Genomic DNA, 13576 nt, shown 5'->3' with positions numbered 1-13576 from the left:
GGTCACAGCCGGTAAAAGCGCTTGGCGTTGTCGTGGAACAATCGCGATTGCTCCTGAGGCGACAGGACGGCGGCGATCTTCTTGAAGGTGTCGTAGATCTGGTCGAAGCTCATCTGGATCTTCGAGACCGGATAATCCGTGCCGAACATGCTGCGCTCGGTGCCGAAACAGTCGATGCAATGCATGGCGACGTCGCGAACGCTTTCCAGCGTCCAGTTGTGGTCGTAGGCGCCCGGGTTCGAAATCTTGATGGCGATGTTGGGACAGGCGCAGATGTGCTTCAGGCCGTCGCGCCAGCGCTGCATGCCTTCCGGATCGCGGTCGATCGGGCTGCCGCAATGATTGATGATGATCTGCAGGCCGGGAAGCGCCTCGGCGATCTCCCGCACGACGCCGGCCTGGTAGGGATACATCATCAGCTCGAGATTGAGCCCATGCTCCTGCAGCCGGGCGATATCGCGGCGCCACTGCGGGTTGCGCCCGAGCTCGGGATCGGTCACGAAGCATTTCTTGGGGTCCGGGTGCCAGCTCAAAATACCCCGGATGCCGGTCATCCGGTCGAACGCCGCCTGTCTCGCGATGGCGTCCGCCGCCTCCGGCTTGCCCAGCGAAGCGCCGCCCACGTAACGCGAGGCCACGCCCTTCGACTTGTCCAGGGTTTCCAGCCAGCGGGTCTCCCCCACCGGATCGCCGGCCCACAACGCCTCGATATGCACCGTGGCGACGATATTATGGCCGCTGGAATCGCGGACATAATCGTCCACCAGATAATTGGTGGCGATCTCGGAAAGACCGGCTACCGCCTGCACGGAAGGGTCCGTGGGCAGCAGCCATGGATGCTTGCCCATGGAAAGGTCCCACAGGTGATGGTGCGAATCGATGATCGGTCCCGAATACATGAATACTCCCGGTGTGGAGACGCGGCCAAACCGGGAAGGTCAGCGTTCACGACTCCTACCGGAACCCGCATGCTAACCGTCCCTGTCCGGTCCGCAACTCAAGCAGTCATAGTGATTGCAACAAAAATGCCGGTATTGTCTTTCCGGGACACGATTTCGCAGAAAGGACTCCACCGGCATCCATCTCAGTCGACAGCGACCGACCAGCCATGCCTGTCGGGCACGGTCCCGGCATGCAGGCCCGTCAGGTGCTCGAACAGCTTCGCCGCCACCGGCCCCGTCCGGCCGCCGTTGACGACGATCTTTTCGCCGCGCCAGGCGAGCTCACCCACGGGAGAGATCACGGCGGCCGTGCCGACGCCCCACATCTCCTCCAGCGTGCCGGCCCTCGATGCCGCCACGACGTCCTCGATGTCGATGGGCGCCTCGGCCACCTCCATGCCCCAGTCGCGCATGAGCGTGAGCACGCTGTGGCGCGTGATGCCCGGCAGGATCGAATCGCTCAATGGCGGCGTGAGAATGCGGCCGCCGATCTTCACCATGATGTTCATGGTGCCGACCTCCTCCAGATAGCGGCGCTGGACGCTGTCCAGCCACAAAACCTGGCTGAAGCCGGCCGCGGCGGCCTCGCGGCCCACCTTGAGGCTGGCGGCATAGTTGGCGCCGGCCTTGGCCGAGCCGATCGCGCCCTTGGCCGCGCGCACGCGCGTCTCGGAGACGAGGATGCGGACCGGGCCGGCGCCCTCCGAGTAGTAAGAGCCGACGGGGCAGAGGAAGATGAGATAGGTGTAGGTGCTGGAAGGCCGCACCACCATGTAGCCCTCGGTCCCCACCATGGTCTGGCGCACATAGATGGCGTTGCCACGCTTGGCCGGCACCCAGTCGCGATCAAGATCGATCAACTTGCGCATCGCGGCAAGCACGAGGTCGGGATCGACCGCCGGCATACACAGCTCGCCGGCGCTGCGGTTGAGGCGCGCGATATGGGCCTGCGGCCGGAAAAGATGGACCGAGCCGTCCTCTCGGCGATAGCCCTTGGACCCGTCGAAGATCGACTGGGCATATTGGATGACGGAGGATGAGGGGTGGAGTTGCAGCGGGCCGAACGGCACGATGCGCGGGTCGTGCCAGCCACGTCCTTCCGTATACTCCATCTGGAACATGTGGTCGGAGAAGTAATCGCCGAAGCTCGCCTTGAGGTCTTGCGGGAGGGGCTTGCGCGCCGCGGCGCGCGTGACGGGAATGTCATGCATGATGCTATGGATATCCTGATTGTCGATGAGGGCCGCGGGCCGTGCCCGCGCAACCGCGGTGTCGCTCAGGCCGGGGACGCCAGATGGCCCAGGCAGTCGCCGGCCTCCACCAGCGAGAAGGTGCGGATGCAGACGGCGAAACCGCCATGCCTGAAATGAACGGACACCGGCTCGGCCCAGGGATTGTCCAGATCGTAGATCAGACCGGCAAGCGCGCCGGCCGGCACCTCGTCGCCGAGCGCGAAGCGCGGCTCGAAGAAGCCCCGGCGCGGCGCGAAGGCATAGAGGCCCGGATCGTCCATCACCAGCCGGCGCACCTTTCCGCGCCGCTTCGGCAAAGGTGTTGCGGGCGCCAATACCTTCAGATGCGACAGCACCGAGCGAAGGCCGTTCTCAACCACGGCCAACCCTTCGATGTTGACCGTCGAGCCGCCGCCGAACTCTCCAGTGACGAAGAAGACGTTGTTCTGGTGCGCATAGTTGCCGATGACGCGGTCTTCGCCGCTCAACGCCCGGATGCTGTCGAAATAGACCACGTTCGGCGGGTCGAAGGCGTCGATGAATTCTTCCAGACGCTCCTTTTGCGCGGGATCGGACCAGCGCGGCGCGAGCAGCGTCGGCAGATATTGCAGCGAGCTGCCGCCGGCGTGGAAATCGACCAGATAGTCCGAGCGAGGCAGCAGCTCGGTGGTCACGTAATGCGCGATCATCTCCGTCGCCGTGCCGTTGCGCTTGCCGGGGAAGGTGCGATTGAGGTTGATGTCGTCGATGGGCGAGGTGCGGGTGCCGGCGACGAAGGCCGGATAGTTGACCGCTGGGACGACGATCAGCCGTCCCGAAAGCCGGGAAAGGTCGAGCTCGCGAACGAGCCGCGCCAGCGCGATCGGACCCTCATATTCGTCGCCATGGACGCCGCCCGTCAAAAGGACCGTCGGGCCATGACCGTTCTTCGCCGCCGCGATGGGGATGGCGATGTGGCCATAGGCGGAGCGATGCACGGAATGCGGCAGCCGCAGCGTGCCCGTCTGCAGGCCGTCGCGATCGAAGTCGATATTCGTTCCGATCATGGACTTGTCGTCGCTCATCGCATCTCTCCCATGCTTCTTCCGCATCGACCGGCAAGCGTAGGGCGAGCGAGAACGGCAAGTCTTGCGCAATAGGGCCTAAAGCGCGTCGCGAATCCTTCAGATTCGTTCCATGCGCTTTAGTTATTGATTTTATGCATGTCTTTGTCCCGAAACCGGTCCCCACTTTCGGGAGACATGCACCGATCTTTCGCAGATCGGCCATGGCCGGCGTCCGTGCGGGCCGGCCTGTCCCTTCAGACGAGCTCGCGCCGCCAGCGCATCGGCGTCAGGCCGGTCGCCTTGCGGAAACTGGTGGTAAAATGGCTCTGGTCGGCGAAACCGCAGGTGAGCGCGACATCGGCCAGTTGCAGCTTCTGTTTCCTCAGCAGATCCTTGGCGCGCTCGACGCGCCGGAGCACGATGAAATTGTGCGGGGTCTGGCCCGTGGACTGGCGGAACATGCGCGTGAAATGCCGCACGCTCCACCCAGCCAAACGGGCGAGGTCGGCGAGCGCGATTTCCTCCTGCAGATGGGCGTCTATGTACTCGCAGACACGCCGCCATTCGCGGGAGGAGAAGGCGCCGGTCGCCGGATGGGGAGTCCCGGCTTTCGCAAGGATGAGAACCTGGCAGATCAGCGCAAGCACCATGCTGTCCACCAGCATGCGGCCGAGCGGACCGTCCGGATCGCCGAGCGTCCAAAGCTGCTGAAGAAGCGTGGTCACAACGGTGTTGGGCGCCGTGGATCCGGACAGCGGCTCGAGCGCCGATGACAGGTCGTCGGGACATTCCGGGCCGAGCAGGTTTCTGACATGGTCGACCGGCACCGCCAGGATGACCAGCTTGCGGGGACCGCCGACGCGCCAACGGCTCTCGACATTGGGCGGCACCACGATGAGATCCCCGGTTCGGGACTTTCCCCCTGCCCACCCGGCCCCCATGTTCCAGTCGTAGGAACAGGCCGGCGCCGACAGCGGCGTCGATATGACGACTTCCTCGACGGCCGGGTCGGCAAGCTCATGCCGTCCCTGCTCGACCAGTATCATGCTGTAGCGTCCGGTGCCCTCGATGGTGCGATGCTGCTGGGGGAAGGCGGAATAGGAAGACTTGCGGTAGAACTCCGCATAATTCTCATACGCTTCCCGCGCGACCTGCGCATTCTCGGTCCTCATGACCGGCCTCCAAGGAACCAAACTTCGCTTCGCAAATTCGACCCGAAGCGCATCGGCGTTTCAAGGAAAACTCGCATTGCCCCGCTCGCGTTAGTAGCATGAACTTTTCCGGGGGTCGCAAGACGCCACCCCCGGACCGCGCTCCAAGCTTTTGTTTATGCATGTCGTTATCCCAGAACCGCTGCACCTTCTGGGCGACATGCAACGCACTTTGCCGGCTCAACGGCCTGGTCGCTCAGACGAGCGGATCGGGAGCCGCGCTTTCGCCGCGACCCTGCTGCAGGATCATCCGTCCGCGGTCAGAAGAGGCGCGGCGGAACTTCGACGCCGCCTGATAGTCGGTGTCGTTGTACCAGGCCCGGGCTGTGGCCTCGTCCGGAAACTCGAGGATGACCATGCGGTCGGTGAAGGTCTCGCCCTCGCAGGTGGTCACCGGATCGCCGCGCGTCAGGAACTTCCCGCCGTATTTCTTCAGCGTGGCGGGGGTGAGCGCGGTGTATTTCTTGTACGTCTCGGGGTCGTTGACCCTCATCGTGCAGATCATATAGGCGGCCATGGATTCCTCGCAGCTTTTCGATCGAGCTTATAGCCTTATCAAAGCGCGTTCACGACAAATTTCGTTTGCCATTATCGATTTTGCGCGTACAACCGCCAAGTTTCGATGAAATCGTAGCTGAAAGCGCCATGGTTCCACTGGACGCCATCGACCATCGCATCCTGCGCGAGCTGCGGCAGGACGGCCGCGTCTCGACGGTGGATCTGGCCGAGCGCGTCGGCCTTTCGCCCACGCCCTGCGCACGCCGGCTGAAGCGGCTCGAGGAGACGGGCGTGATCCAGGGCTACGCGGCCCGCATCAATCCGGCGGCGCTGGGCCTGGGGGTGTGCGTGATGGTCTCCGTGCGCCTGGGGCAGCAAGGTCCGGAGGGGGCCGGCCAGTTTCTGGATGAAGTGGCGAAACACCCGGAGATTACCGAATGCCTGTTGGTGACGGGAAACATCGACTACCTGCTGCGGGTATGGGTGAAGGACATTGCGGCGCTTCGGGAATTCATCAGCAACGTGCTGCAATCGATTCCATCGGTGGCCGAGACGTCGACGATGGTGGTGCTCAATCCCGACGAGACCAATCTCTAGGGAAACGCTGATGCGGAAAACATCGTCCTTAGCGGTCCACAGCTTACGACAAAATTGATCCGGCAATCGGTTAGTGAACCGTCGGACGGGAATGGAGGATCTGACATGGCATTCGATATCATTGGTGCGGCGCAAGCGCTGGTGCGCGCCCATCGGGACAACACGCAGTTCGTGACGATCGAGGGATTGTCGGACCTTGCCTCCGCCTACAAGGTGCAGGACGCCTATGTCGGGGCGATCATCGGCGACGACCGCATAGCCGGCTACAAGATCGGCCTGACCTCGCGCAGCATGCAGAGCATGTGCGGGATCGACCATCCCGTCGCCGGCACTGTCTTCGGGCGCCGCGTGATGCACAGCGGAGCCAAGCTCTCGCTGACCGGTTACGGCCATCTCGGCGTGGAATTCGAGATCTGCGCCCGGCTCGGCCGCGATCTTGCGCCGCGCGCCGCACCCTATACACGCAGCGAGGTCGCCGCGGCGGTCGACGGCGTCTGCGCGGCGGTCGAAGTAGTGGACGATCGCCACGCCGATTATTCGGTGCTGGATGTCCGCTCGCTGGTAGCCGATAATTCGTGGAATGCCGGCGTGGTGCTGGGCGATTTCGTCGCCCCGCCCGAAGCGCTCGAGAAAGTCGAGGCGGTCGTCTATCAGGACGGTGTCGAGATCGGCAGAGGGGTCGGCGCCGATGCGCTCGGGCACCCCTATGAGCCGCTGGCCTGGCTGGCCGACCATCTCGGCGCTTCCGGCAGAGGCATGAAGGCGGGCGACATCGTCATGACGGGCAGCATCGTGCGCACGCGCTTCCCCGACAAGGCGTTTTCCTATCGGTTCGACATTGCCGGTCTTGGCAGTGTCGAGGTCAGCGGCGCCTGAGCGCGGCATCATCGGAGAGGACGGATGGATCTTGGATTGAAGGGCAGGAACGCGCTCGTGCTGGGCGCTTCAAAGGGGTTAGGCCGCGCCGTGGCCAAGGAGTTGCTGGATGAGGGCGCGCGCGTGGCGATCTGTGCCCGCACCGCCGCGGCGCTGGAGCAGACGGCCCGCGAGATCGGCGCGACGGCGCTCGTCTGCGACCTCGCGAAGCCGGGCGCGGCTACGGAACTAGTGGAGCGGACCAAGGCGACGCTCGGTGCCCCGGATATCGTGGTGGTCAACACCGGCGGGCCGCCCACCGCACCCTTCGACGAGATCACCATCGAGCAATGGCGCGCCGCGTTCGACAATCTGTTCATGAGCGCGGTGGAGATCGTGCGGGCGGTGCTGCCTTCGATGCGCGAGAAGAAATGGGGCCGCGTGCTGTTCGTGACCTCCATCGCCGCGAAGGAGCCGATCAACCGCTTCGCCCTCTCCAACTCGCTGCGCGCCGGCATCCACGGACTGATCAACACGTTGAGCAAGGAAGAAGCGGCGAACGGCATCACTTTCAACGCGCTGATGCCGGGCTATACGCTGACCGAGAGGCTGGCGGACGCGAAGCTCGACCTGGAGAAGGTGAGCCAGGCGATACCCGCCAGGCGCATCGGCCGTCCCGAGGAATTTGCGGCGCTGGCCGCCTTCCTCGCCTCCGACCGCGCCTCCTACATCACCGGCCAGGCCGTCGCCTGCGACGGCGGCGCGCTCTGGTCGATCTGACGGCGGCTTCCCTCACGGTCGGGGTCTATTCGAACGAATAGGTAAATCCTTCCGGCGACGCACCCACCGTGACCTTCGCCATCTTCTTGCCCTCGAGCGAGCGGTTGAGCACGCCGCGGCTGAGTTCCGGCAGCAGCGTGTTGGTGAGGATGGCGTCGATCATGCGGCCGCCGGATTCGATTTCGGTGCAGCGCGCCTTGACCAGATCCATCACGCCGTCGCCGATCACCAGCTCGGCGTCGTTCGTGGCCTTGAGGCGGCGCGCGATCTTGCCGAACTGATGCCTGGCGATCGCCTCGATCATGGTATCCGACAACGGGTAATAGGGTATCGTGACGACGCGGCCGAGGAAGGCGGCCGGGAAGACTTTCAGCAGCGGGGCGCGCAGCGCGGTGTCGAGATCGTCGATGCCGGCACGCACCGTACCGTTCTTCGTGCGATCCATGATGACTTCGGAACCGACATTCGAGGTGAGCAGGATCAGCGTGTTCTTGAAATCGATGCGGCGGCCTTCGCTGTCGTCCATCATGCCCTTGTCGAAGACCTGGAAGAAGATCTCGTGCACGTCGGGATGCGCCTTCTCGACCTCGTCGAGCAGGATCACCGAATAGGGTTTCCTGCGCACCGCCTCGGTGAGGATGCCGCCCTTGCCGTAACCGACATAGCCGGGCGGCGCGCCTTTCAGCGTCGAGACGGTGTGGGCTTCCTGGAACTCCGACATGTTGATCGAGATCAGGTTCTGCTCGCCGCCGTAAAGCGTCTCTGCAAGCGCCAGCGCGGTCTCGGTCTTTCCTACGCCGGAAGGGCCGCAAAGCAGGAACACGCCGACCGGCTTTTCCGGCGCGCCGAGGCCGGCGCGGCTGGTCTGCACGCGCCTGGCGATCATCTCCATCGCATGATCCTGGCCGACCACGCGCTCGGACAGGGTCGCGGCGAGCTTCAGCGCCTTTTCGGTCTGGCTGGAGAGCATGCGCCCGGTCGGAATGCCTGTCCAATCCTGCACGACGGCGGCGATCGCATTGCGGTCGACCGACGGGAGGATGAGCGGAGACTCGCCCTGCGCTGTGGCCAATTCCGCCATCAGTTCACGCAGCCGCGCGAGGTCGGCGGCGGCTTCACCCTCCGGCTCGACGGTCGCTGTTTCGGCCTTCGCGGCTTTAGCCGACTTGGCCTTCGAGCCTTTGGTCTTCTTGATCTCTTCAGCCGTGCTCTCGCTAGTCTTGCTATCGGGAGTTTTTTGCTCAGGCACCTTAGCCGCACCCTCCGAACTCGCCGTGTCCGCGGCGGCCTCTTCGCCCGCCGCCTCGTCGAGCGGCACGCCTTCGCCACGCAATCTCGCGCGCAAATCGAGTATCTCGGTGACCAGCGCCTTTTCCCGGTTCCAACGCGCTTGGGCTGCGGCCAAGGTCGTCTCGGTTTCCGCCAGCCCGGCATCGACGCGGGCCTGCCGGTCGGCGACGTCGATGCCGATCGCCGCCTCGCGGCCGATAATGCCGCTCTCGACCTCCAGCGCCTGACGGCGGCGCAATATGTCCTCGACCTCGGCCGGCGTCGCATGCTGCGAGACCGCGACGCGGGCACAGGCGGTGTCGAGCAGGCTGACCGCCTTGTCCGGTAGCTGCCTGGCCGGGATGTAACGATGCGAAAGCGAGACCGCCGCCTCGATCGCCTCGTCCAGGATCTGCACCTTGTGGTGCTGCTCCAGGACGCCGGCGACGCCGCGCAGCATCAGCACGGCCACCGCTTCCGAGGGCTCGTCGATCTTGACCACCTGGAAGCGACGGGTGAGCGCCGGGTCCTTCTCGATATGCTGCTTGTATTCGGCCCAGGTCGTGGCGGCGATGGTGCGCAGTTCGCCGCGCGCCAGCGCCGGCTTAAGAAGATTGGCCGCATCGCCGGTGCCCGCGGCACCTCCGGCGCCGATCAGCGTATGCGCCTCGTCGATGAACAGGATGATCGGCACTTCGGAGGCCTGCACCTCGTCGATGACGGCCTTCAGCCGCTTCTCGAACTCGCCCTTGACGCTGGCGCCCGCCTGCATCAGCCCGACATCGAGCATGCGCACGCTGACGTTCTGCAATGCCGGCGGCACGTCGCCCTGGGCGATGCGGAGCGCAAAGCCCTCGACCACCGCCGTCTTGCCGACGCCGGCCTCGCCGGTGAGGATCGGGTTGTTTTGCCGGCGTCGCATCAGGATGTCGACGATCTGCCTGATCTCCGGATCGCGGCCGACGACGGGATCGATTTTGCCGTCACGGGCGCGCTGGGTGAGGTCGGTCGCGTATTTCGCCAGCGCCGAATCCCCGCCCGGACCGCGCTTCACCGGCGTCTCGGTAGAAGCGGCAGCGGGAGGTGAGCCGGCTTCGAGCGAGCCTTCTGTGACATCGGCGAAGCGGGAAATCACTCCCTCGGCGTCGATCTTGTCGAACTCGGCGCTGATCTTGGAAACCAGACCTTCCAGAGCCGGCGTCTTCAGGCAGGCAAGCAGGATATGGGCGCTGCGGACCTCTTCGACGCCGAACTCCAGCGTCGCCAGGTTCCAACCTTCCTGGATGGCGTGGAAGATATGGTCGGAGAATTCCTCCACGGAGGTGGCGCCATAGGGCAGCTTATCGATGGCGCGGGTCATGTCGGCCGTCAGCCGGCTGACATCCAACCCGGCGTCGGCGACGATCATCTGCACATCCGAGCGCTCGGAGAGCACCAGTTGCTGGATGAAATGGGCAAGCTCGACATAGGGGTTGCCGCGCAGCTTGGCCGTGTCGGCCGCGGCCTTGAAGGCGCGCACCCCCGTGGCGTTGAGCTTGGCGACCAGTTCCTTACGCTTGAAGCTCTGCGATGACCGGCGCTGTTCCATCGAACCTGCTCCCGCAACCTGCCGACCGTACCCTGCCATATAAGCGGCTGCTTGACAAAGCCGTGTGACGGATACGGCCTCTGGACCTACCCGGGCGGCACCGCCCGGTTACACAAGCCTTGCAAACTCGTGGCCAACAAACACGATTGCTGTCCAGGCTATGCGAGCCATTTCACATACCGGGTCCGGCAATCGCGCAATGGGTTTCGCCGAAGAGAACGGTCGCGTTTAGCTTCCGTTAGTTTTTGCGCAGATGCTCAATTGTCGTCGCATGAGGCCAGTGATAACGTTACGTCACATAGGGGTCTCAGGGCCGCTGGCTGGGGGTTAGTGTGATTGATCTCGCACTCTGGCTGAATCCTCTGAACGGTGAGAATCCGTCGGGAGAGGACTTGCGCAACGACCCGGCCTTTCACGAGCTGGAGCGCCTGACCGAGCCCCAGCTCAAGGTCGTTCACGACGGCAACGGCAAGCCGACGTCGCAATCCAGTCCGGTCGATTGGGCGGCGGTGCTCGAAAGGGCCGAAGAGTTGCGCTCCCGCGGCCGGGACCTGCGCCTGCTGGTCATCGTCGTGCGTGCCCTGGCCGGCGAGGAAGGGCTGGCCGGCCTCGCCCAGGGCCTGACGCTCATCGCGAGGACCTTCGACCAGCATTGGGACACGATGCATCCGGCATTGCGGGCAAACGCGCCGCCGCGCGACGCCGCCTTGCGCCGCATCAACGCGCTGCTCGATCTCCAGAACGCCCAGGAAGGCCTGCTGGCGAACCTGCGGGGAACCGTTTTCTTTTCGCCGCGCCAGGTGGGGCCGATCAGTGGGCGCGACCTGGAACAGGGCGCGCTCGACGAGCGCGTCATGCTGCAGGAAGCTGCGTCGGGACTGAACGCCGCCGAAAAGGCGGCATTGGCGAGCGCGCACAACCAGTTGCTGAATCGCGTGCGCGCCGGATGCGCGGCGCAAATCGATCAAGCCGGCGAGGCGATGATCTCGCTGCTGGCCGACGCGCGTGCCGCGATCGCCGCCCTCGACGCCGTGGACGCCGCACTCAACGCCCGCATCGAAGGCCATGGCGCCACCGTCCCGGAATTGAAGAAGTTCCTGCAGCGTTTGCTGACGACGCTGGAGCGGAATTCCGGCGCCGGCGCCACGGCGAACGGCGCTGCGAAGCCCGCTCCGCAGGCGGCAGCAGAGCCAGCAACGCCCGCCCGCAACGGTCATGGAGCCGAGACGATGGCAAGTGTGGCAAGCCCCGTGGAAGCGAGCGCCGGTCTACCGGAGCGCATCAACTCGCGCGACGAAGTCGTCAAATGCCTGGATCTCGTCGTCGCCTTCTACGACCGTACCGAGCCATCCAGCCCCATCCCGCATCTCGCCCGGCGCGTGCGCCGGATGGTGCACATGGATTTCGTGGAACTGATGGAAGATCTCGCCCCGTCAGGGCTGAAGGAATTCCGGCTGCTTGCCGGTGTCGCCGATCCCAAGAAGCCGGCCCAGAAGGATGAAAGGTAACCAGCATGCCAGCAGAGAGCAAAGCGAAGGTCATCGAAAGAAACCGCGCGCCGCGCGTGCAGATCGCCTACGACGTCGAAACCTATGGCAGCCCGACGACGATCGAGCTGCCGTTCGTGATGGCCGTGATGGCCGACCTTGCCGGCGCGTCGCAGACCAAGGAAGCGTCGAAGTCGGTCCTCGACCGCAACTTCGTCGAAACTGATGCCAACCGTTTCCCGAAATTCATGGAAGCGATGGGGCCACGCGTGAAGGCGAGGGTGAAGAACACGCTGCCGCAGGCAGAAGGCCAGGAACGGGACGAAGAGCTCGCCATCGACCTCACCTTCTCCAAAATGGGCGACTTCGCGCCGGACAAGATCGCCGAGCAGGTCCCGCAACTGGCCGAGATCCTGAAGATGCGCCGCCAGCTCGAGGAGCTGCTGGGCTTCATGGACGGCCGCGTCGACGCCGAAAAGCGCATCGCGCAGCTTCTGAACAACGAGCCGCTGCTGAGCAAGATCGCCAGCCAGGCGATGGATGACGGCAAGGGCGAGGAGTAAGTCATGGCCGAACAGCAAAAGACCGCAACCGCCACCGCCGAGGCGGAAGCCATCGATCTCGGCGAGTTCAGCGGACTCCTTGAAAAGGATTTCAAGGTCAAGAAGGATGACAGCGAGAAGCTGCAACAGCTGGTGCGCAACCTGGCTTTGGCCGCGCAATCGCGCTCCGAGACGACGACGATCTCGTCCAACGCGATCAAGTCGATCAAGTCGCTGATCGCCGGCATCGACAAGATGCTGACGACGCAGGTCAACGAGATCCTGCACGCGCCGGAAGTGCGCGAGATGGAAGGCACCTGGCGCGGCCTCTGGTACCTCGTCAACAACACCGAGACGGATACCAAGCTCAAGATCCGGGTGATGAACATCTCCAAGGACCAGCTGGCCGACACGCTGGAAGACTATGAAGGCCAGATGTGGGACCAGAGCCCGATCTTCAAGAAGGTCTACACGGACGAATATTCGATGCTGGGCGGCGAGCCGATCGGCTGCATCATCGGCGCCTACGAGTTCTCCAACCATCCGCGCGACGTAAGCCTGCTGCGCAACATTTCCGGCATCTGCGCCTCCGCGCACACGCCGTTCATAGCCGCCGCTTCGCCGCGGCTGTTCCGCATGGACAGCTGGCAGGAACTGCCGAACCCGCAGGACCTGCAGATGATCGTCAACAATCCGGCATACGCCTCCTGGCAGTCGCTGCGCGAAAGCGAGGATGCCCGCTATATCGGGCTTACCATGCCGCGCGTGCTGGCGCGCCTGCCCTACGGCTCCGAGACCGTTCCGGTGAAGGGCTTCACCTTCGAGGAGGAAGTGGGCGGCGACCACAACAAATATGTCTGGATGAACGCCGCCTTCCCGATGGGCGTCAACATCAACCGCAGCCACAAGCTCTATGGCTGGGGCACGCAGATCCGCGGCGTCGAGAACGGCGGCACGGTGCTCAACCTGCCGGTGCACGCCTTCCCGACCGACGACGGGTCGATCGCGATGAAATGCCCGACCGAGGTCGCCATCGACGACCGGCGCGAGGCGGAACTGGCGAAGCTCGGCCTGATGCCGATCCTGCACCGCAAGAACACCGATCTCGCTGCCTTCATCGGCGCGCATTCGCTGCAGGACGACGAGACGCGCGCCGGGCGCCTGGTCGATCCGGACGCGCAGTCGAACGAGCGGCTCAGCGCCAACCTACCCTATCTCTTCCCGGTCTCGCGCTTCGCGCACTACCTCAAGGCGATCGCGCGCGACAAGATCGGCTCGTTCAAGGAGCGCGCCGACATGGAGATCTGGTTGACCGAATGGATCAACCGGTACGTGCTGGCCAATCCAGCCTTTGCCGACGACAAGGCGCGCGCCAAGCGCCCGCTCGCCGCGGCCGAGGTCCAGGTCGACAGCGTCGAAGGCCGGCCCGGTTACTACAATGCCCGTTTCTATCTGCGCCCGCACTACCAGCTGGAAGGCATCAACGCCTCGCTGCGGCTGGTGTCGGAGCTGCCGTCGGTGAAGGGCTGA

The 13576-nt window shown here is 64.4% G+C and carries 12 protein-coding genes; 6 read left to right on the top strand and 6 right to left on the bottom strand.

The features are described 5' to 3' along the window. Positions 1–2: 2 nt before the first annotated feature. The 5 genes from MJ8_RS05100 to MJ8_RS05080 all read right to left on the bottom strand — a co-directional run bounded on the left by MJ8_RS05100 (position 3) and on the right by MJ8_RS05080 (position 4947). Positions 3–899 (bottom strand): amidohydrolase family protein, encoded by an 897-nt coding sequence (locus MJ8_RS05100; protein WP_201413373.1) that lies wholly within the window; start codon positions 897–899, stop codon positions 3–5. Positions 900–1084: 185 nt separating this feature from the next. Then, complete coding sequence (locus MJ8_RS05095) at positions 1085–2152, bottom strand: branched-chain amino acid aminotransferase (protein WP_201413372.1); 1068 nt, start codon at positions 2150–2152, stop codon at positions 1085–1087. Between the two features lie 65 nt (positions 2153–2217). Further along, positions 2218–3237 carry a succinylglutamate desuccinylase/aspartoacylase family protein gene (locus MJ8_RS05090; RefSeq protein WP_201413371.1) on the bottom strand — a complete coding sequence of 340 codons (1020 nt, stop codon included), beginning with the start codon at positions 3235–3237 and terminating at the stop codon, positions 2218–2220. Positions 3238–3473: 236 nt separating this feature from the next. After that, entirely contained in the window at positions 3474–4391 is a 918-nt protein-coding gene (locus MJ8_RS05085) for a helix-turn-helix domain-containing protein (protein WP_201413370.1), read from the bottom strand. A 235-nt stretch (positions 4392–4626) separates the two neighbouring features. Continuing rightward, a complete protein-coding gene (locus tag MJ8_RS05080) occupies positions 4627–4947 on the bottom strand; it encodes a DUF1330 domain-containing protein (RefSeq protein ID WP_201413369.1) in 321 nt (106 codons plus the stop codon). Positions 4948–5075: 128 nt separating this feature from the next. Between MJ8_RS05080 and MJ8_RS05075 the strand changes: the two genes are divergently transcribed. The 3 genes from MJ8_RS05075 (at position 5076) to MJ8_RS05065 (ending at position 7160) form a co-directional block, all read left to right on the top strand. Then, positions 5076–5525: an Lrp/AsnC family transcriptional regulator gene (locus MJ8_RS05075; RefSeq protein WP_201413368.1), complete on the top strand. Its 450-nt coding sequence runs from the start codon at positions 5076–5078 to the stop codon at positions 5523–5525. Between the two features lie 105 nt (positions 5526–5630). Beyond that, complete coding sequence (locus tag MJ8_RS05070) at positions 5631–6401, top strand: 2-keto-4-pentenoate hydratase (RefSeq protein ID WP_201413367.1); 771 nt, start codon at positions 5631–5633, stop codon at positions 6399–6401. A gap of 24 nt (positions 6402–6425) precedes the next feature. Then, positions 6426–7160 (top strand): SDR family oxidoreductase, encoded by a 735-nt coding sequence (locus MJ8_RS05065; protein ID WP_201413366.1) that lies wholly within the window; start codon positions 6426–6428, stop codon positions 7158–7160. Positions 7161–7185: 25 nt separating this feature from the next. On the opposite strand, the gene MJ8_RS05060 is transcribed toward MJ8_RS05065, so the two are convergent. Then, on the bottom strand, positions 7186–10017 hold the full coding sequence (locus tag MJ8_RS05060) for an ATP-dependent Clp protease ATP-binding subunit (RefSeq protein ID WP_201413365.1): 2832 nt from the start codon (positions 10015–10017) through the stop codon (positions 7186–7188). Between the two features lie 332 nt (positions 10018–10349). Between MJ8_RS05060 and tssA the strand changes: the two genes are divergently transcribed. The 3 genes from tssA to tssC are packed head-to-tail and all read left to right on the top strand — an operon-like array spanning position 10350 to position 13576. Beyond that, the gene (gene tssA, locus MJ8_RS05055) at positions 10350–11525 is read left to right on the top strand and encodes a type VI secretion system protein TssA (protein WP_201413364.1); all 1176 of its coding nucleotides are present in this window, start codon (positions 10350–10352) and stop codon (positions 11523–11525) included. Between the two features lie 5 nt (positions 11526–11530). Further along, positions 11531–12067, top strand: a complete 537-nt coding sequence (gene tssB, locus MJ8_RS05050; RefSeq protein ID WP_040985731.1) for a type VI secretion system contractile sheath small subunit — start codon at positions 11531–11533, stop codon at positions 12065–12067. Positions 12068–12070: 3 nt separating this feature from the next. Continuing rightward, positions 12071–13576 (top strand): type VI secretion system contractile sheath large subunit, encoded by a 1506-nt coding sequence (gene tssC, locus MJ8_RS05045; RefSeq protein ID WP_201413363.1) that lies wholly within the window; start codon positions 12071–12073, stop codon positions 13574–13576.

Origin of the sequence: Mesorhizobium sp. J8 (assembly GCF_016591715.1) — a bacterium.
Classification (GTDB): Bacteria; Pseudomonadota; Alphaproteobacteria; order Rhizobiales; family Rhizobiaceae; genus Mesorhizobium.
The sequence above is the reverse complement of the archived record's forward strand: the minus strand, read 5'-3'. Positions and strand labels throughout refer to the sequence as shown.

Excerpts from the sequence above, each read along its gene's own strand:
- MJ8_RS05100 (WP_201413373.1), bottom strand. The coding sequence starts at position 899 with ATGTATTCGGGACCGATCATCGATTCGCACCATCACCTGTGGGACCTT.
- MJ8_RS05095 (WP_201413372.1), bottom strand. The coding sequence starts at position 2,152 with ATGCATGACATTCCCGTCACGCGCGCCGCGGCGCGCAAGCCCCTCCCG.
- MJ8_RS05090 (WP_201413371.1), bottom strand. The coding sequence starts at position 3,237 with ATGAGCGACGACAAGTCCATGATCGGAACGAATATCGACTTCGATCGC.
- MJ8_RS05085 (WP_201413370.1), bottom strand. The coding sequence starts at position 4,391 with ATGAGGACCGAGAATGCGCAGGTCGCGCGGGAAGCGTATGAGAATTAT.
- MJ8_RS05080 (WP_201413369.1), bottom strand. The coding sequence starts at position 4,947 with ATGGCCGCCTATATGATCTGCACGATGAGGGTCAACGACCCCGAGACG.
- MJ8_RS05075 (WP_201413368.1), top strand. The coding sequence starts at position 5,076 with ATGGTTCCACTGGACGCCATCGACCATCGCATCCTGCGCGAGCTGCGG.
- MJ8_RS05070 (WP_201413367.1), top strand. The coding sequence starts at position 5,631 with ATGGCATTCGATATCATTGGTGCGGCGCAAGCGCTGGTGCGCGCCCAT.
- MJ8_RS05065 (WP_201413366.1), top strand. The coding sequence starts at position 6,426 with ATGGATCTTGGATTGAAGGGCAGGAACGCGCTCGTGCTGGGCGCTTCA.
- MJ8_RS05060 (WP_201413365.1), bottom strand. The coding sequence starts at position 10,017 with ATGGAACAGCGCCGGTCATCGCAGAGCTTCAAGCGTAAGGAACTGGTC.
- tssB (WP_040985731.1), top strand. The coding sequence starts at position 11,531 with ATGCCAGCAGAGAGCAAAGCGAAGGTCATCGAAAGAAACCGCGCGCCG.
- tssC (WP_201413363.1), top strand. The coding sequence starts at position 12,071 with ATGGCCGAACAGCAAAAGACCGCAACCGCCACCGCCGAGGCGGAAGCC.